The sequence below is a fragment of the Streptomyces smaragdinus genome, assembly GCF_009604385.1.
In the GTDB taxonomy this organism is placed as follows: Bacteria; Actinomycetota; Actinomycetes; order Streptomycetales; family Streptomycetaceae; genus Streptomyces; species Streptomyces smaragdinus.
Genome location: NZ_WEGJ01000069.1, coordinates 1 through 18305, shown reverse-complemented (window position 1 = coordinate 18305; position 18305 = coordinate 1). Strand labels below are relative to the sequence as shown.

The following is an 18305-nucleotide window of genomic DNA, read 5'->3' as shown; positions in this document are numbered from 1 at the left end:
CGTGCTGACGGACGGCAGGCTGTCCATCGTGCGCCAGACCGGGAAGATCGCCGGGCACAGGGTCGTGGCGAGGTAGATCCCGCCGAGGGTCAGCGCGCTGGCGGAGAAAGGGGCCGCCGTCCTGACCGCCCCTCCCGGCACCGGGAAGACCACCCTCGTCCCCCTCGACCTGGCCGGCCTGACCGGCCAAGACCCCCGGACCCGGAACCGGACCCGATCCCGGGTCCTGATCGCCGAGCCCCGCCGCATCGCCGCGCGGGCCGCCGCCCGCCGCATGGCCTGGCTCACGGGCGAGGACGTCGGCCGCAGCGTCGGCTTCACCGTAAGAGGGGAGCACCATCCCGGCAGCAGGGTCGAGGTCGTCACCACCGGCGTACTCCTCCAGCGCCTGCAGCGGGACCCCGAGCTCGAAGGGGTCGACGCCGTGATCCTCGACGAGTGCCACGAGCGGCATCTCGACGCCGACACCGTCGCCGCCTTCCTCCTGGACGTCCGCGCGACCCTGCGCCCCGACCTGAAGCTCGTCGCCGCCTCCGCGACAACCGACGCCGAGGGGTGGGCCCGGCTGCTCGACGCCCCCGTCGTCGAGGCGCACGGCGTCTCCCACCCCGTACACGTCGAACACGCGCCCCCGCCGCGGCCGGTCAGGCCACCCCACGGGATGTATGTGGACCCCGCCCTCCTCGAGCACGTCGCCGCCGTCGTGCGCAGGGCCCTGGACGAGCAGTCCGGCGACGTCCTGTGCTTCCTCCCCGGCGTCGGGGAGATCGGGCGCGTCGCGGGGCGCCTCGCCGGCGTGCCGGCCGAGGTCCTCCAGGTCCACGGCCGGGCCCCCGCCGCCGTGCAGGACGCCGTCCTCGCCGGGGGCGGCGCCGCACGGCGGATCGTACTGGCCACCTCCGTCGCGGAGTCGAGCCTCACCGTCCCCGGCGTGCGCGTCGTGGTGGACAGCGGCCTGGCCCGCGAACCCCGCGTCGACCACGCCCGCGGGCTGGCCGCCCTGGCCACCGTCCGCGCGTCGCGGGCGGCCGCCCGGCAGCGCGCCGGGCGGGCGGGGCGGGAGGCTCCCGGGACGGTATACCGCTGCTGGGCCGAGGCGGAGGACGCCCGGCTCCCCCGCTTCCCCTCGCCGGAGATCGCGGTGGCCGATCTGACGGCGTTCGCCCTGCAGACGGCGGCGTGGGGCGATCCGGACGCCTCGGGGCTGGCGCTGCTGGACCCGCCGCCCGCGGGCGCGATGGCCGCCGCCCGGGAGGCGCTCACGGCGATCGGGGCGGTGGACGGTGACGGCAGGGTGACGGACCGGGGGCGGCGGATGACCGGCATGGGCGTACATCCGCGGCTGGCGCGGGCGCTGCTGGACGGCGCGGCGGTGGTGGGGGCGCGGACGGCGGCGGAGGTCGTGGCGCTGATCGGCGAGGAGCCGCCCCGCTCGTACGGCGACGACCTTACGGCGGCGTGGCGCGAGGCCCGCCGCGGCGGCGACGCCTACGCGACGCGCTGGCGGACGGAGGCGCGGCGGCTGGAACGGGCGGTACGCGAGCGCCCGAACGACGGCAGCGGCAGCGGCAGCGGCAGCGGGGACAATGCCGGCGAACAACCCCGGACTCCCCCTCACGCCCACCCAAGGGTACGCAGCACCACCGACAGCACCCCCGCCGACAACACCGCCCCCGGCCTCATCGCCGCCCTGGCCTTCCCCGAACGCATCGCCCGGCGCCGCACCGGCCGCACCTACCTCATGGCCTCCGGCACCCGCGCCGAGAGCACCGGCCTGACCGCGGACTGGCTCGCGATCGCCGTGGCCGACCGCCCCATCGGCGCCCCCGACGCCCGGATCCGGCTGGCCGCACCCGTCGACGAGGGCACCGCCCGTACCGCCGCCGCCGCGCTGCTGCGTACCGAGGACGACATCCGCTGGGACCCCGCGCGGGGCGCCGTGACGGCCCGCCGGGTGACCCGGCTCGGCGCGGTGGAGCTGGAGGCGCGGGCGTTGCGCGATCCCGATCCGGCGCTCGTACGGGGCGCGGAGCTCGCCGCCCTGCGCCGGGAGGGGCTGGGGCTGCTGCGGTGGACCCAGGACGCGCGGGCGCTGCGGCAGCGGCTGGCGTTCCTGCACCGGGCGCTGGGTGAGCCGTGGCCGGACGTGTCGGACGCCGCGCTGCTGGCGGGCGCGGACGGCTGGCTGGGGGCGGGGATCGCCCGTACGGACGTCAGGCAGGCCCTGACCGGGCTGCTGCCGTGGGCGGGCGGTGCGGCGGCGCGGCTGGACGAACTCGCCCCGGAGCGGCTGGAGGTGCCGTCCGGTTCGCGGATCCGTATCGACTACTCCGACGAGGAGCGGCCCGTACTGGCCGTGAAGCTGCAGGAGATGTTCGGGCTGCACGAGACGCCGGCGGTCGCCGGGGTCCCCCTGCTGGTCCATCTGCTGTCCCCCGCCGGCCGGCCCGTGGCGGTGACGGCGGATCTGGCGTCCTTCTGGGCCGGGGGGTACGCGGGCGTCCGGGCGGAGCTGCGCGGGCGTTACCCGAAGCATCCGTGGCCGGAGGATCCGGCCGGGGCCCGGCCCACGCGGCACACGAAGGCGCGCGAGTCACGCGGGTGAGGCCCCGGCGGTGACGCGGACTTACGGCGCCGGCGTCTGCGGCGTCTCCGTGGGCGTCGGTGTGGGGGTGGGGTCCGGCGCCGGGGCGGCGGTGACCGTCAGCGTCACGTACACCGTCTTGCCGCCGTCGGCGGTGAGGCGCAGGGCGAAGCTGCCGGTGGTGGCGTCGGCGTAGAGCTGCGGGACGGCGATCAGGCCGGCGCTGTCGCTGGTGAGTGTCACGCTGCGGACCGCGGTGCCGTCGGCGTCGTTGAAGTGCGGGCCGGCGGTGACCTGGTCGGGGGTGTCGGCGGAGGTGACGATCGTCGCCGTGACGCCCGTCCCGGCGACGGGGGTGTCGCCGTCGGTGGCCTTGAACTTCAGGCCGGGGGCGAATTCGGTGGACTCCGTGGTGCTGAGCGCCTCTCCGCCGTCGACGCGGGTGAGGGCGTCGGCGAGGCGGACGGTGACCGTGGCGGCGACGTCGAGGGTGACGGTGGGGCGGTCGACGACGGTGGCCCGTACGGTGAAGGTGCCCGTCTGCTCGCCGGCGACCAGGGTCGGGGCGGTGGCGGTGCCGCCGGACGCCGTGGTCACGGTGGCGTCCGCGGCTCCGCCGGCGAAGCGGGCGTCGGTGGCGCCGACGATCGTGAAGCGGACCTTGACCTTGCCGACGCCCTTGCCGCCGGCGTCCGCTGCCTTGACGGTGACGGGCTCGGCGAACATGTGGCCCTGGGGGGCGGACTGCCGGCCGGTGCCGGTGTTCTGCAGGCGGGTCACGGTGAGCGCCGGCGGGGTGGGGGTCTGGGAGGGGGGCGTGGGGTCCGCCGGGGGTGTGCTGCCGCCGGTGCCCGGGGTGTCGCTGGGGCCGGGGCTCGGCTTGGGCTTGGGCTTCGGGGAGGCGTCGGCGCCCGGGTCGCCGGAGCCGGACGGCTCGTCGCTGCGGTGCGTGGGGAGGGTGCCGGTGCCGTCGGGGATCGAGTGGGCGCCGTTCTTGTAGTAGCCGTACCAGTACAGGACGGTGCTCAGATAGTCCTGCGAGTTGTTGTAGCTGAGGATGGCCCGCTCGCGGCCGGCCGTGGTGCCCAGGTCGCGGCCGTCGGCGCAGAGGTAGCTGCCGGCGGCCAGGGTCGCGTCGAAGATGTTGTTCGGGTCCTTCTTGCCGTCGGCGTTGCCGTCGGCCTGCCAGGTGTCCCAGGTGCCGGGTATGAACTGCATGGGGCCGACGGCCCGGTCGTACGTGGTGTCGCCGTCGTACGCGCCGTGGTCGGTGTCGGTGATGCTGGCGAAGCCGTCGCCGTTGAGGACGGGGCCGAGGATCTTGCTGCGGGTGGTGCCGAAGGCGTCGACGGCGCCGCCGCGGGCGTGGCCGGATTCGACCTTGCCGATGGCGGCGAGGAGCTGCCATTCGAGGTTGCAGCCGGGGCGGGTGCGCCCGAGTTCGTTGGCGGCCTTCTTGTACGCCTGGAGCACGGTGGCCGGGATGCCCGCCTCGGTGCCGCCCTGGGTGTCGGGTGAACCGCCTTCGTCGCCGGAGTCGTTCAGCGGGGGGAGGTCCGTGAAGTACGGGCTGCCGCCGGTGGCGGTGTCCTCGAGGGCGATGTCGTCGGGCTGGCTGTCGCCGGGGCGGTCGCCGCCGTCGGCGAGGAACGCGGCGGGGGCCTGGGAGGCGGAGAGGGCGGCCATCGCGGCGGCCGCGAGCGCCGTCGTCGCCGCGCCTCTGATCAGCCGCCGTCGGATTCGCGCTGCCATGCGTTCGACCCCTCCCGTGCTGCCGTTCCGCGACTGTGTCGAGTGCCGCGATCCTGGTGACCCTAACCCAACTCGGTTGGTGGATCTACCGGTCACCTGGTCCGTACGACGTCCTTCGGACACCCGGCGGTTGCCGTTCACCTCAGGTTTCACGGCGGCCGCCGTACGGTGTCGCCCGCCCCCCTTGTCACGGGGGCGGGCTCGTATCACCGCGAAAGGGACGCGCTCAGTGCGCGGCCGACTCCCAGTTCCGCCCCCAGCCGACGGACACGTCCAGCGGGGCGCGCAGCCGCACAGCGGCCGCCATCTCGCGGCGCACCAGCGCCTCGACGTCCTCGCGCTCCCCGGGCGCGACCTCCAGCACGATCTCGTCGTGGACCTGCAGCAGCATCCGGGTCCGCAGCGAGGCGGCGCCCAGTGCCTCGTCGACGCGGAGCATGGCGAGTTTCACGATGTCCGCCGCGGTGCCCTGGATGGGGGCGTTGAGCGCCATGCGTTCGGCCATTTCGCGGCGCTGGCGGTTGTCGCTGGTGAGGTCGGGCAGATAGCGGCGGCGGCCGAGCATGGTCTCGGTGTAGCCGGTCTCGCGGGCCTCGTCGACGATGCGGCGCAGATAGTCCCGTACGCCGCCGAAGCGCTCGAAGTAGGTGTCCATCAGCTTGCGGGCCTCGCCGGCCTCGATGCCGAGCTGGCCGGACAGGCCGAACGCGGAGAGGCCGTAGGCCAGTCCGTACGACATGGCCTTGATCTTCCGCCGCATCTCGGGGTCGACGTCGGTGCGGTCGACGCCGAAGACCTGTGAGGCGACGGTGTCGTGGAGGTCCTCGCCGGAGGTGAAGGCCTCGATCAGTCCGGCGTCCTCGGACAGATGGGCCATCACGCGCAGTTCGATCTGGCTGTAGTCGGCGGTGAGGAGGGACTCGTAGCCGTCGCCGACGACGAAGCCGCGGCGGATGGCGCGGCCCTCGTCCGTGCGGACCGGGACGTTCTGCAGATTGGGGTCGGTGGAGGAGAGGCGGCCGGTGGCGGCGACGATCTGGCTGAACGTGGTGTGGATGCGGCCGTCGGGGGCGATCGTCTTGATCAGGCCCTCGACGGTGGAGCGCAGCTTGGACTGCTCCCGGTGGCGCAGCATGATCACGGGCAGCGGGTGGTCGGTCTGGTCGGCCAGCCACTGCAGGGCGTCGGCGTCGGTGGTGTAGCCGGTCTTGGTCTTCTTCGTCTTGGGCAGCGCGAGCTCGCCGAAGAAGATCTCCTGGAGCTGCTTGGGCGAGCCGAGGTTGAACTCGTGGCCCACCGCGTCGTGGGCCTCCTGCACGGCGTGCTGCACCGCGTCGGCGAACTGCTGCTCCATGGACTGAAGATGCTCGCGGTCGGCGGCGATGCCGGAGCGCTCCATCCGGGCGAGGAGCACGGACAGCGGCAGTTCCATGTCGCGCAGCAGCTCCAGCGAGCCGACCTCCTCGAGCTTGGGCACGAACGCCTCGCCGAGGTCGAGGACGGCGCGGGCCTGGCGCATCAGGGCGTCGGCCTCGGCCTGCTCGTCGGCGCCGAGGGTCAGCTGGCCGTCCTCGGTGGCGGGCTCCAGCTCGCGGCCGAGATACTCCACGGCGAGGGCCTCGAGGGCGAAGCCGCGGCGGCCGGGCTTGACGAGATACGCGGCCAGCGCCGTGTCCATGACGATGCCGTCGGCGCTCCAGCCGTGCTCGGCGAAGACGCGCAGCAGGCTCTTCGCGTCGTGCACCACCTTGGGCCGGGCGGCGTCGGCGAGCCAGGCGGCGAACGCCTGCTCGTCGGCGGCGTCGAGCTGCGTGGGGTCGAACCAGGCGGCCGTCCCGTCGGCGGCGGCCAGGGCGATCTCGCTGACGTTCCCGGCGCCCAGCTTCCACGTGTCGACCGTGGCGAGGCCGAGCTCGGCGCCGGCGTGCGCGGCGAGCCAGGGCGCGAGCTCCCCGGAGGCCAGGACGGAGCCGTCCACGTCGACGCCGGGCGCGGCCTCGGCGGCTTCGGCGGCGCCGCCGGCGGGGTCGGCGGCGAGCAGCCGGTCGCGGAAGTTCTGGTGGCGGAACTCCAGCGCGTCGAGGATCACGGCGAGGGCCTGCCGGTCGTACGGGCGGCGCTCGAGGTCATCGGGGACGGCGTTCAGCTCGACGTCGCGGACGAGCTCGGTGAGCTGGCGGTTGAGCGTGACGGCCGGGAGGTGGTCGCGCAGGTTCTGCCCGGCCTTGGTCTTGATCTCCCCGGCCCGCTCGGCGAGCTCGGCGAACGACCCGAACTGATTGATCCACTTCGCGGCGGTCTTCTCCCCGACACCGGGGATGCCCGGCAGGTTGTCGGAGGGGTCGCCGCGCAGGGCGGCGAAGTCCGGGTACTGCGCCGGCGTCAGCCCGTACTTCTCCTCGACCTTCGCCGGGGTGAAGCGGGTCAGCTCCGAGACGCCCTTCGTCGGGTAGAGCACCGTGACGTGGTCGGTGATCAGCTGGAAGGAGTCGCGGTCGCCCGTGACGATCAGGACGTCCCAGCCCTCGGCCTCGGCCTGGGTGGCGAGCGTGGCGATGACGTCGTCGGCCTCGAAGCCGTCGACGGCGAACCGCGGCACGTGCATCGTGTCCAGGACCTCGCCGATGAGCTCGACCTGGCCCTTGAACTCGTCCGGGGACGAGGAACGATTCGCCTTGTACTCCGTGAACCGCTCCGAGCGCCACGTCTTGCGGGAGACGTCGAAGGCGACCGCCAGATGCGTGGGCGCCTCGTCACGCAGCGTGTTCGCCAGCATCGAGAGGAAGCCGTAGATCGCGTTGGTGGTCTGCCCGGTGGTGGTGGAGAAGTTCTCCGCGGGCAGCGCGAAGAATGCCCGGTAAGCGAGCGAGTGCCCGTCCAGGAGCATCAGGCGGGGGCGGTTCGTCTTCGATGCGTTGTCAGCCACGGGACCGATCCTGCCATGCGGCACTGACATCCCGTGCCCGGCGTCTCCACCGAGCCCGGCACACCACCCCGTGGCAAGATCAAAGGTGCAGCCCGCGCACCGACCCCCCGAGGTGACAGTCATGGCACGCCCCGCGCCCCGCGTCGACCCCGCCCAGGACGCCCCGCAGGTCAGCGCCCCGAAAGAGACCGCGGCCGGGCTGCCGGCCGTGGCGCACGCCCTGCGGATGTCCCAGGAACAGATGGGCCTCAAACGCACCGTCCTCACCCTGGGGCGCATCAACCAGAAGGACGGCTTCGACTGCCCCGGCTGCGCCTGGCCCGAGGGCGAGCAGCGGCACAAGGCGGAGTTCTGCGAGAACGGCGCGAAGGCCGTCGCCGAGGAGGCCACGCTGCGCCGGATCACCCCGGCGTTCTTCCGCGAACACACCGTCGGCGACCTGGCCGGCCGCAGCGGCTACTGGCTGGGCCAGCAGGGCCGCCTCACCGAACCCATGTATCTGGCGGAGGGCTCCGACACGTACGAGCCCGTGTCCTGGGACCGCGCCCTCGACCTGATCGCCGCGGAGCTCAAGGCGCTCGACTCTCCCGACGAGGCCCTCTTCTACACCTCCGGCCGCACCAGCAACGAGGCGGCGTTCCTCTACCAGCTCTTCGCCCGCGAATTCGGTACGAACAACCTCCCCGACTGCTCGAACATGTGCCACGAGTCGTCCGGCTCGGCCCTCACGGAGTCCATCGGCGTCGGCAAGGGCAGCGTCCTCCTCGACGACCTCCCCCGCGCCGACCTCATCATCGTCGCCGGTCAGAACCCCGGTACGAACCACCCCCGGATGCTCTCCGCCCTGGAGAAGGCCAAGGCCGCCGGCGCGAAGATCATCACGGTCAACCCGCTGCCCGAGGCCGGCATGGTCCGCTTCCGCAACCCGCAGGAGGTACGCGGCGTCGTCGGCACCGGCACCCCGTTGACGGACCTCTTCCTGCAGATCCGCCTCGGCGGCGACCAGGCCCTCTTCCGCGCGCTGGGCGGACTGATCCTGGGCACCGACGGCGCCGTCGACGAGGAGTTCGTACGCACCCACACGCACGGCTTCGAGGAGTACGCGGCCGCCGCCCGCGACCTCGACTGGGAGGAGACCGAACGCGCCACCGGCCTGGCCTGGAAGGACATCGAGCGGGCCCACGCCATGGTGACCGGCGCCGACCGGATCATCGTGTGCTGGGCGATGGGCCTCACCCAGCACAAGCACGCCGTCCCCACGATCCGCGAGATCGTCAACTTCCTCCTGCTGCGCGGCAACATCGGCCGCCCCGGCGCCGGCGTCTGCCCCGTACGCGGCCACTCCAACGTCCAGGGCGACCGCACCATGGGCATCTTCGAACGCCCCGAGCCGGAGTTCCTCGACGCCCTGGAGAAGGAATTCGGCTTCACCCCGCCCCGCCACCACGGCCTGGACACCGTGCGCGGCATCGCCGCCCTGCGCGACGGGAAGGCGAAGGTGTTCGTCGCGATGGGCGGCAACTTCGCCGCCGCCTCCCCCGACACCCGCGTGACGGAGGACGCGATGCGCCGCGCCCGCCTGACGGTGCACATCTCCACGAAGCTCAACCGCAGCCACGTCGTCACCGGCACCCGCGCGCTCATCCTGCCCACCCTCGGCCGCACCGAACGCGACCTGCAGGCCACCGGCCCGCAGGTGGTGACCGTCGAGGACTCCATGGGCATGGTCCACGCCTCCCGCGGCCGCCTCGAACCGGCGAGCGACACCCTCCTGTCGGAGACCGCCATCGTGTGCCGCCTGGCCCGCCGCGTCCTCGGCCCCGCCAGCACCACCCCCTGGGAGGACTTCGAGGGGAACTACGCCCTGATCCGCGACCGCATCGCCCGCGTCGTCCCCGGCTTCGAGGACTTCAACGCCCGCGTCCACCGCCCCGGCGGCTTCACCCTCCCCCACGCCCCCCGCGACGAACGCCGCTTCCCCACCCCCACCGGCAAGGCCAACTTCACCGCCGCGCCCGTCGAGTACCCCGCCGTCCCCGAGGGCCGGCTGCTGCTGCAGACCCTGCGCTCCCACGACCAGTACAACACCACGGTCTACGGCCTCGACGACCGCTACCGCGGCATCACCGGCGGCCGCCGCGTCGTCCTCGTCCACCCCGACGACGCCCTCGCCCTCGGCTTCCCCGACGGCAGCTACGCCGACCTCGTCAGCGAATGGACCGACGGCACCCGCCGCCGCGCCCCGGGCTTCCGCGTCGTCCACTACCCGACGGCGAAGGGCTGCGCCGCCGCCTACTACCCGGAGACGAACGTCCTCGTCCCCCTCGAGGCCACCGCCGACACCAGCAACACCCCCGCGAGCAAGTCCGTCGTGATCACATTGGAGACCGCCGTCACTGCGCCCACGGCCGCCTAAGGTGCACACTGCACGCAACGCAAGCACCCGCACGAGCCGAACGGAGCCGCCGCAGATGGCAGCGACCAAGTTCCCCCAGGAGATCATCGACGAGTTCGCCGGCGCCGGCGTGGACCTGGAGAAGACGTTCTCCGCAGGCCACCTCGGCGAGCGCATGGGACTCGAGATCCTGGAGGCCTCCCCCGAACGGGTCGTGGGCACCCTCCCCGTCGAGGGCAACACCCAGCCCTACGGACTGCTCCACGGCGGCGCCTCCGCCGTCCTCGCCGAAACCCTCGGCTCCGTCGGCGCCATGCTCCACGGCGGCGTCACCAAACTCGCCGTCGGCGTCGACCTCAACTGCACCCACCACCGCTCCCTGCGCACCGGCCTCGTCACCGGCGTCGCCACCCCCGTACACCGCGGCCGCACCACCGCCACCTACGAGATCGTCATCTCCGACGACCAGGACCGCCGCGTGTGCACCGCCCGCCTCACCTGCCTCCTGCGCGCCGTCGCCCCCGCCGCCAACGCCATGTGAACCGGCCCGCACGACCGAAGGGGGCCACCGCCGTCCGGCGGTGGCCCCCTTCGTCATGACACGGGGATCAGACAGCGCCCTCACCGAGGTACGCCGCACGGATCCGCGAATCGGCCAGCATCTCCCGCGCCGGACCCGACATCGCGATCGAACCCGTCTCCAGCACATACCCGCGGTCGGCCAGCGCCAGCGCCTGCGCCGCGTTCTGCTCCACGAGCAGCACCGTGGTACCGGCCGCGTTGATCTCCTTGATGATCTCGAAGATCTGCTGCACCACCAGCGGCGCCAGACCCATCGACGGCTCGTCCAGCAGCAGCAACTCCGGCTTGCCCATCAGGGCCCGCCCGATCGCCAGCATCTGCTGCTCACCGCCCGACAGCGTGCCCGACAGCTGCGTACGCCGCTCCGCGAGCCGCGGGAACAGCTCGTACACCCGGCCCAGCTGCGCCGCGTCCACACTCTTGAAGCGGTACGCGCCCATCTGCAGGTTCTCCTGCACGGACATCCGCGGGAACACCCGCCGGCCCTCCGGCACATGCCCGATGCCGAACCGCACCAGGTCGTGCGACTTGATGCCGTCGATCCGGTCACCGCCCAGCAAAACCTCACCCGAACGGGGCGACAGCATGCCGGATATCGTGCGCAGCGTCGTCGTCTTCCCGGCACCGTTACCGCCCAGGAGAGCCACGATCTCGCCCTCGCCGACCGTCAGATCGATGCCCTTCAGCGCCTCGATCGCACCGTACGCGACCCGCAGCCCGCGCAGCTCCAGCAACGGGGTGGCACCCGGAGCACTCCCGCCGGAATCCTTCTTCAAAGCGACGGTCTCACTCACTGGTCCTCCTCCGCACCGTCCGCGCCGTCCTGGGCGGGATGCTCGGCCTCGAGCTCGGCGATCATCTCCTCGACCGCCGCGGCGTCGTCCGCACCGGAACCGAGATACGCCTCGATCACGGCCGGATGCCGCTGGATCTCCGACGGGGTGCCCTCGGCGATCTTCTTGCCGAAGTTCAGCACCACGACCCGGTCCGCCACCGACATCACCAGACGCATGTCGTGCTCGATCAGCAGCACGCTCACACCCAGCTCCGCGTTGATCCGCCGGATCAGCTGCTCCAGCTCCAGCTTCTCCGTCGGGTTGGTACCGGCCGCCGGCTCGTCCAGCAGCAGCACCTCCGGATCCGTCGCCAGCGCCCGGGCGATCTCCAGCGAACGCTGGTCGCCGTACGACAGCGAACCCGCGAGCTCGTTGAGCTTGCTCTCCAGGCCCACGAACCGCAGCAGCGTCAGCGCCTTCTCGTCGCTGGCCCGCTCGGCCTTACGCGCCCGCGGCAGCCCCAGCATGATCGAGACCGGATCCGACTTCAGCCGGGTCTCCGCCGCGATCTTCACGTTCTCGATCGCCGTCAGCGCCCCGAACAGCCGGATGTTCTGGAACGTACGCGCCAGACCCATCCGGTTCACCAGATGCGGCTTGCGCCCCAGCAGCTGCTTCTCGCCACCCGACCGCGGCCGGAAAGTGATCTTGCCCTGCTGCGGGGTGTACACCCCGGTGAGCGAGTTGAAGAACGACGTCTTGCCCGCGCCGTTCGGCCCGATCACCGACAGGATCTCCCCGCGGCGCATCGTCACATTGACGTCGTCCAGGACCGTCAGGCCACCGAACCGCAGCGTCACACCCGCCGTCGACAGCACCGTGTCCGCCGACCGCTCCGAGGAATCGACCGGAGTCGTCACATCGGTAGCCATCAGATCCTGCCTCCCGCCGGCTCGGACATCGCATCGGCGTCACCGATGCCCTCCTCGGCCTGTTTCAGCTCACGTTGCCGGCGCTTCGACGGCCACAGACCCTGCGGGCGGAAGATCATCATCACGACGAGCAGCGCACCGAGATACATGTAACGGTCACTCGGCGGCACCTTGTCCCGCAGGATCTCCGGCAGCCACACCAGGAACGCCGTACCCACCAGCACACCCGGAATCGAACCCATACCGCCGAACAGCACGTACGCCAGCACCAGAATCGAGTTCAGGATCGCGAAGTTCTCCGGGTTGAAGTACCCAACCTTGCTCGCGTACACCACACCCGCCACACCGGACGACGACGCACCGATCGCGAACGCCAGCAGCTTGAACCGGATGGTGTCCACACCATTGGCCGCCGCGGCCACCTCGTCCTCACGGATCGCGGTCCACGCCCGGCCCACCCGCGAGTGCTCCAGCCGCGAGAACGCGAACACGATGATCACCACGAGCGCCACCAGCAGATACCAGTACGGCATCGGGTCCACCGGGAACTCGTAACCGAACGCCTTGAACGGCGGGATCTGCGGCACACCCTGCGGACCACCCGTGAAATTGTCCGCGTTCTTCGCCACGATGTACACGATCTCGTGGAAACCGAGCGTCACGATCGCCAGATAGTCACCGCGCAACCGCAGCGTCGGCGCACCCAGCAGCACACCCGCGATCAGACAGGTCACCATCGCGACCGGGATCACCAGGAAGTTGTTCAGCTCGATCGGCGGCTCAACAGGCAGTGAACCCGTCCAGTACGCCGCGGAGTAGGCGCCCACCGCGAAGAACGCGAAGAAACCCAGGTCCAGCAGACCCGCCCAGCCGATGACCACGTTCAGCCCGATCGCCAGCAGCACGAAGATCGCGATCTGGTCCACCAGCACCGTCTGCCAGTAACCCGTCAGCTGCCCCGGAATCACCAGCGCCAGCACCACGACCAGCGCCAGCACACCCCAGCGCGTCCACTTGTCCCGCTGCAGCCGCTCACGCACCGTCACAACCGCCGGAGCCTGCGTGACAAGATCCCGCACCGAACGCGAACCCGACTTCACCGGCTCCGCCGCGAACTCCCGCGTCGCCCAGATCGCGATCGCGATCGCCAGGATGATCCACATCCGGGTGCTGGGGAAACCGTCCTTCAGCGACAGGAACAGATCACTCGAACTGCCCTGCTCACCGGTCATCGCATTGACCACGAGAGCCAGCACCAGCATCCCGAACAGCCGCTTGACCATCGGCTGCTGATACCAGTTCACCTTCCGCAGCCGCGCCGCGGCCTCCGACCGCGCAGAGGAAGTCTGCGTACTCATGCGGTCCTCCCCACACGCTCGCCGAGGATGCCCGTCGGACGGAACATCAGCACCAGGATCAGCACCACGAAGGCACCCACGTTCCGCCACTCGTCACCGAACAGCGGCACCGTCAGCGTCTCCACGATCCCGAGCATCAGACCACCCAGCATGGCGCCCCGGATATTGCCGATACCGCCCACAACGGCGGCGGCGAACGCCGTGATACCCGGAATGAAGCCCATGTCGAACTTCACCTGGGACACGAAGTTGCCGTACAGGAACCCGGCCGCGCCACCCAGCAGACCGCCGATGACGAAGGTACGCGACACCACCTTGTCGATGTCCACACCCATCAGGCTCGCCACCTCGGCGTCCTGCGACACCGCCCGGATACCCGCGCCCAGCTTCGTGCGGTGCACGATCAGGTCCAGACCCACCATCATCACCACGGCCGAGGCCAGCAGCAGCACCTGCGTCGTCTTCAGCTGAGCGCCAAAAACCGTCGCCACGGTGTTGTTGTCGTACATCTCGGGCACGGACGTGGGATCACGGCCGAACAGCTTGCCGGCGAGGTTGAACAGGAAGAACGAGGCACCGATCGCGGTGATCAGAAAGATCAGGCGAGGCGCGCCGTGGCGTCTGAGCGGACGGTACGCGGCCCGTTCCAGGCCGAACGCGGTGAGCGCGCCGAGCGCGGCGCCCGCACCGATACCGAGGGCGACGTAGGCCACCGAACCGAGAGCGGAGGGATTACTCCCCGGCTCCACCGCGGTCAGGGCCAGCACGCCACCGTAGGCGCCGAGCATGAAAACCTCGCTGTGCGCGAAGTTGATCAGCTGCAGCACACCATAGACGAGGGTGTAACCGATGGCGATGACGGCATAAATGGAGCCGAGCACCACCCCTAGGACGAGAAAGTCCCAGAACTCATGAAGGGACATCGAGCTGACTTCCTTGTGGGAACTGAACGGGCCGGACAGGGATCACCCCTGCACTCCGGCCCGCGGACGTGCGGGGACAGCGGCGGGGCCGCACCGCCACCGACGGATCGGATCCATCGGATCAGGTGCGGCCCCCCACAGCCGGATCAGCTACCGGCCAGCTCGTTGATGTTGCCCTGGTAGGCGATCTTGCCCGCCTTCACCTGGTACAGGTAGATGTCGGTGCCGCCGAACTCACCGTTCTCGTCGAACGAGAACTCCTTCGTCAGACCCTTGTACGTGGCCTTCGACAGCGCGGTGTACAGCGCCTTACGGTCGACCTTGCCCTTGCCCAGGCCCTTCATCTGCTCCAGGACCATGTTCGTCAGGTCGTAGGCCTCGGCCGAGTACGTACCCGGAGCAACGTTGTACTCCTTCTGGTAGTTCGCCGCGAAGTCCTTCGTCGCCTGCTCGACCGAAGCATCCGTGCACGGGCACGTCAGGTACCAGTTCTCGGCCGCGTCACCCGCGAGCTCGACGAACTTCATGTCGTTCGAGCCGTCACCAGAAATCCCGGCACCGGTGTAACCGGCCTCCTTCAGCTTCTTCGAGAAGGGAGCCAGGTCCTGGTAGTAACCCGCGTAAATCAGCGCGTCGGCCTTGGAGTTGACGACATCCTTGGCCGTGGCCGAGTAGTCCGGCGTCTTCTGCGGCACGGACTTCTTGACGACCTCGATACCGGCGTCCTTCAGACCCTGCTCGGCGACCGTGGCCAGACCGACACCGTAGTCCGTCTTGTCGTCCAGCAGGTAAACCTTCTTGGCCTTCAGCTTCTTGGCGTAGTACGTCGCCATACCCGCGCCCTGCGCGTTGTCGTTCGGCACACCACGCAGGAAGGTCGCGTACTTGTGACCCTCCGTCAGCGTCGGGTTCGTCGCCGACGGACTGATCGCCGTCAGGCCGGCGCGACCGAGCAGCGGAGCGGCGGAGTTCGTCGGGCCGGAGAACGCCGGGCCGACGAGCGCCATCACGCTCTTGTCGTCGATCGCCTTCTGAGCAGCGGCGGTGGCCTTCGCCGGGTCACCCTGGTCGTCCACGGCCAGGTACTCGACCTTGAAACCGAGGTCACCCTTCGCCTCGGCCTCCTTGAGCGCCAGCTTCACGCCGCGCTCCATGTTCTGGCCGAGGGCGACGTTGTCACCCGAGAGCGGACCCTGGAAGGCAATCTTGTAGCTGTCGCCACCCGAGGCCGAGTCGCCGCCGTCATCACCACAGGCGGTCAGACCCAGCGCGAGCGCGCCGACGGCCACCGGAGCAGCCAACTTGACTATGGTCTTCTTGAACACTGTTCGACCCCCTGGAGCCGGCAAGATCTCTGCGGTACCTGGTTCGAAGGGCGCCGCAGGTCACACGTCCGTGTGACGTGGCCCGGAATCTATTGCCCCTACTCCGCGACAGGTAGACAACCAGGCGAAGTGTGATCCGGCTGTGACCTCTGACATGCGCCGGAAACAGAACAGTCCTTACCGGTGAACGGACGGATGGCCCGAGATTTCCCTTTCGGAATCGCCAATTCCGGTTCAGGGAACCATGATTGGCACATGGGTGACGAGACGGGACACGTCAGGAAAACCGAGCTTTCCGGCATTACCGGAGAATCTCAACAAAATGGACAAGATGTAGAGTGCACGGATCTCAAGGGGCGAGATAATCCAACCACACCCAACGGAACACCCCGCGCACACCCCCGAACCCCGAAAATCGTCGCGATCTCACTGGCCGGAATCCTCACCGGAGCCACCCTCACCGCCGGCGCGGCCGCCACCCTCTGGCCCACCCCCGACCACACCCCCCGCATCACCACCCTCCGCGAGGACGAGCACCCCCTCGACGGCAAGGAGCACCGCAGCGGCCTCATCCTCTTCCGACCCCTCGGCATCCGCTGCCACATCGAAGTCATCACCGGCACCCACCTCGACTACTACCCCAAAGGCCAGCTCTGCCGCATACGCGTCGCCGCCACGATGACCGGCAGCACCTTCGCCACCATCGACAACCGCCTCCACCGCCTCGTCCTCGACAACGGCACCAAAACGGAAATCGACTGGCAGGTCACCCAGATCAAACGCCAACCCGCCGAAACCGAGGTCGCCGCCCTCGGCACCACCGTCTACGACCTCTGGTTCGACATCCCCCGAAACGCGCAGCCCGTACGCCTGGAACTCAAGGCGGAACCCATACAGCCCGAAGCGGCGATCCCCCTCCCTCACGGAGAGTGACCGCCTGTCCGCTCCCCGCGGCTACTGCTTCTTCTTGGCCTTCTTCTCGGCGTCGTCCTCGATGACCGCCTCCGCGACCTCGCGCATCGACAGCCGCCGGTCCATCGACGTCTTCTGAATCCACCGGAACGCCGCCGGCTCCGTCAGCCCGTACTGCGTCTGCAGCACACTCTTCGCCCGATCCACCAGCTTCCGCGTCTCCAGCCGCTGCGTGAGATCCTCGACCTCACTCTCCAGCTGCTTCAGCTGTGTGTACCGCGACACCGCCATCTCGATCGCCGGCACCACATCACTCTTACTGAACGGCTTCACCAGATACGCCATCGCCCCGGCATCCCGCGCCCGCTCCACCAGCTCCCGCTGCGAGAACGCCGTCAGCATCAACACCGGAGCGATACTCGCTTCGCAGATCCGCTCGGCGGCGGAGATCCCGTCCAGGACAGGCATCTTCACGTCGAGGATCACGAGATCCGGCCGGTGCTCCTCGGCGAGCTTGACGGCGGTCTCGCCGTCCCCCGCCTCGCCCACGACGGTGTAGCCCTCTTCCTCGAGCATCTCCTTGAGGTCCATACGGATGAGGGCCTCGTCCTCGGCGATGACGACACGGGTCGCCTGCGGCGCTCCGCCCTCGCCATCGGCGGTCTCCGTGGCGTCGGGGGTGAGGTCATCGGGTGCGTCGGCGGGGCTCACGGGGGCTCCTCTGGAGGTCCGGCAGGGATGCACGTAAGAGGTTACCTACCTGCGCGTTCTGGCATAGAACCGGTACACTCCGTAGAGCAGCAATGCCGGGTTGGCGCAACGGTTGACGCGGATGCCTCAAAAGCATCTGTCCGAGAGGACATACGGGTTCGAGTCCCGTACCCGGTACCAATTCACTCGATCGCATGATTATTGCACATTGTGATTAGATCGATCGATGTCATCACGCACCGTTACGGTCATGCATCACGATATTCGCGTACGTGACGAAGCCCTGGCCATGCTCCGCAACGGGCACAGGAACAAGGACGTGGCACGTCACCTCAATGTGCCCGTGGGTACGGTCGGTAGCTGGTTGCACACGGATCGAGCCAGGCGGAACGCTCTACCCGGCCGCACGGCGGCTCCATGCCCACGATGCGACGGAGCGGCACTGGACAGCGCCGCGTATTCATACCTACTCGGTCTGTATCTGGGCGACGGTCACATCATCCAGTACCACAAGCACCGGACGCCGAGCCTACGAATCGCCTGCGGCAACGAATGGCCAGGGCTCATGGACGAGTGTGAGCGTGCGATGCGCGCCGTGTTCCCCGGCAAGAGCGTGTGCCGCGTTCCAGCCAAGGGGTGCCACAACCTCCTGTTGTACTACACGCATCTGTGGTGCCTCTTCCCACAGCATGGGAAAGGCAGGAAGCATGAGCGGCGTATCGAGCTCGAGCCTTGGCAGCAGCAGCTCGTCGACGCCTACCCCTGGGAGTTCATCCGGGGACTGATCCACTCCGACGGCTGTCGTATCACCAACTGGACCGTGCGCACCATCGGCGGCGCGCCAAAGCGATACGAGTACCCGCGCTATTTCTTCAGCAACAAGTCCGACGACATCCGCAAGCTCTGCGGAGACACCCTCACGAAGGTCGGCGTGGAGTGGACGACCCTCGCGCGCGGGAGTGACCCCTTCAATATCTCCATCGCACGCCGCGCCTCCGTCGCGGGAATGTCTTGAGTTTTGTGTATGCCCTTTCTTTGACGTCTTGGGGGTTTAGTTCTAGTTGGTCACTCGTTCGTGGCGAGGGGTAGTCCGTCGAGGTCGATTCGGTCGCCGTAGAAGCCGACGAGG

The 18305-nt window shown here is 69.8% G+C and carries 13 protein-coding genes and 1 tRNA gene; 6 read left to right on the top strand and 8 right to left on the bottom strand.

The features are described from left to right. Nucleotides 1-76: 76 nt before the first annotated feature. Entirely contained in the window at nucleotides 77-2605 is a 2529-nt protein-coding gene (locus SRB5_RS34840; protein WP_323378999.1) for an ATP-dependent RNA helicase, read from the top strand. A 21-nt stretch (nucleotides 2606-2626) separates the two neighbouring features. On the opposite strand, the gene SRB5_RS34835 is transcribed toward SRB5_RS34840, so the two are convergent. Beyond that, nucleotides 2627-4336 (bottom strand): lytic transglycosylase domain-containing protein, encoded by a 1710-nt coding sequence (locus tag SRB5_RS34835; RefSeq protein ID WP_153457723.1) that lies wholly within the window; start codon nucleotides 4334-4336, stop codon nucleotides 2627-2629. A gap of 226 nt (nucleotides 4337-4562) precedes the next feature. After that, on the bottom strand, nucleotides 4563-7223 hold the full coding sequence (polA, locus tag SRB5_RS34830; RefSeq protein WP_153457728.1) for a DNA polymerase I: 2661 nt from the start codon (nucleotides 7221-7223) through the stop codon (nucleotides 4563-4565). Nucleotides 7224-7383: 160 nt separating this feature from the next. Between polA and SRB5_RS34825 the strand changes: the two genes are divergently transcribed. Together SRB5_RS34825 and SRB5_RS34820 are read left to right on the top strand one after the other, a co-directional pair. After that, complete coding sequence (locus tag SRB5_RS34825; protein ID WP_153457721.1) at nucleotides 7384-9678, top strand: FdhF/YdeP family oxidoreductase; 2295 nt, start codon at nucleotides 7384-7386, stop codon at nucleotides 9676-9678. A gap of 55 nt (nucleotides 9679-9733) precedes the next feature. Beyond that, on the top strand, nucleotides 9734-10198 hold the full coding sequence (locus tag SRB5_RS34820) for a PaaI family thioesterase (RefSeq protein WP_153457720.1): 465 nt from the start codon (nucleotides 9734-9736) through the stop codon (nucleotides 10196-10198). A gap of 67 nt (nucleotides 10199-10265) precedes the next feature. Here the strand turns inward: SRB5_RS34820 and SRB5_RS34815 are convergent, their stop codons facing one another. The 5 genes from SRB5_RS34815 to SRB5_RS34795 all read right to left on the bottom strand — a co-directional run bounded on the left by SRB5_RS34815 (nucleotide 10266) and on the right by SRB5_RS34795 (nucleotide 15529). After that, the gene (locus SRB5_RS34815; RefSeq protein WP_323378998.1) at nucleotides 10266-11033 is read right to left on the bottom strand and encodes an ABC transporter ATP-binding protein; all 768 of its coding nucleotides are present in this window, start codon (nucleotides 11031-11033) and stop codon (nucleotides 10266-10268) included. Then, nucleotides 11030-11947 carry an ABC transporter ATP-binding protein gene (locus SRB5_RS34810; RefSeq protein WP_153457718.1) on the bottom strand — a complete coding sequence of 306 codons (918 nt, stop codon included), beginning with the start codon at nucleotides 11945-11947 and terminating at the stop codon, nucleotides 11030-11032. The genes SRB5_RS34815 and SRB5_RS34810 overlap by 4 nt, the downstream gene beginning before the upstream one ends. Beyond that, nucleotides 11947-13305, bottom strand: coding sequence for a branched-chain amino acid ABC transporter permease (locus SRB5_RS34805; protein WP_153457716.1), 1359 nt, complete (start codon nucleotides 13303-13305; stop codon nucleotides 11947-11949). Before SRB5_RS34805 ends, SRB5_RS34810 begins: the two co-directional genes overlap by 1 nt. Beyond that, complete coding sequence (locus tag SRB5_RS34800) at nucleotides 13302-14228, bottom strand: branched-chain amino acid ABC transporter permease (RefSeq protein ID WP_153457714.1); 927 nt, start codon at nucleotides 14226-14228, stop codon at nucleotides 13302-13304. Before SRB5_RS34800 ends, SRB5_RS34805 begins: the two co-directional genes overlap by 4 nt. A gap of 146 nt (nucleotides 14229-14374) precedes the next feature. Beyond that, nucleotides 14375-15529: a branched-chain amino acid ABC transporter substrate-binding protein gene (locus tag SRB5_RS34795; RefSeq protein WP_228390677.1), complete on the bottom strand. Its 1155-nt coding sequence runs from the start codon at nucleotides 15527-15529 to the stop codon at nucleotides 14375-14377. 279 nt (nucleotides 15530-15808) lie between these two features. Here SRB5_RS34795 and SRB5_RS34790 point away from each other — a divergent pair, with 279 nt between their 5' ends. After that, nucleotides 15809-16486 (top strand): hypothetical protein, encoded by a 678-nt coding sequence (locus SRB5_RS34790; protein WP_153457711.1) that lies wholly within the window; start codon nucleotides 15809-15811, stop codon nucleotides 16484-16486. Nucleotides 16487-16507: 21 nt separating this feature from the next. On the opposite strand, the gene SRB5_RS34785 is transcribed toward SRB5_RS34790, so the two are convergent. Further along, a complete protein-coding gene (locus SRB5_RS34785; RefSeq protein WP_323378997.1) occupies nucleotides 16508-17176 on the bottom strand; it encodes an ANTAR domain-containing response regulator in 669 nt (222 codons plus the stop codon). A gap of 94 nt (nucleotides 17177-17270) precedes the next feature. Here SRB5_RS34785 and SRB5_RS34780 point away from each other — a divergent pair. Together SRB5_RS34780 and SRB5_RS34775 are read left to right on the top strand one after the other, a co-directional pair. Beyond that, nucleotides 17271-17356 (top strand) — tRNA-Leu (locus SRB5_RS34780). Between the two features lie 70 nt (nucleotides 17357-17426). After that, nucleotides 17427-18191: a helix-turn-helix domain-containing protein gene (locus tag SRB5_RS34775; protein ID WP_228390676.1), complete on the top strand. Its 765-nt coding sequence runs from the start codon at nucleotides 17427-17429 to the stop codon at nucleotides 18189-18191. The last annotated feature ends 114 nt before the right edge of the window (nucleotides 18192-18305 follow it).

Coding starts and splice junctions, on each gene's coding strand:
- SRB5_RS34835 (WP_153457723.1), bottom strand. CDS start 4,336: ATGGCAGCGCGAATCCGACGGCGGCTGATCAGAGGCGCGGCGACGACG.
- polA (WP_153457728.1), bottom strand. CDS start 7,223: ATGCTCCTGGACGGGCACTCGCTCGCTTACCGGGCATTCTTCGCGCTG.
- SRB5_RS34805 (WP_153457716.1), bottom strand. CDS start 13,305: ATGAGTACGCAGACTTCCTCTGCGCGGTCGGAGGCCGCGGCGCGGCTG.
- SRB5_RS34775 (WP_228390676.1), top strand. CDS start 17,427: ATGCATCACGATATTCGCGTACGTGACGAAGCCCTGGCCATGCTCCGC.
- SRB5_RS34800 (WP_153457714.1), bottom strand. CDS start 14,228: ATGTCCCTTCATGAGTTCTGGGACTTTCTCGTCCTAGGGGTGGTGCTC.
- SRB5_RS34790 (WP_153457711.1), top strand. CDS start 15,809: ATGGGTGACGAGACGGGACACGTCAGGAAAACCGAGCTTTCCGGCATT.
- SRB5_RS34825 (WP_153457721.1), top strand. CDS start 7,384: ATGGCACGCCCCGCGCCCCGCGTCGACCCCGCCCAGGACGCCCCGCAG.
- SRB5_RS34810 (WP_153457718.1), bottom strand. CDS start 11,947: ATGGCTACCGATGTGACGACTCCGGTCGATTCCTCGGAGCGGTCGGCG.
- SRB5_RS34820 (WP_153457720.1), top strand. CDS start 9,734: ATGGCAGCGACCAAGTTCCCCCAGGAGATCATCGACGAGTTCGCCGGC.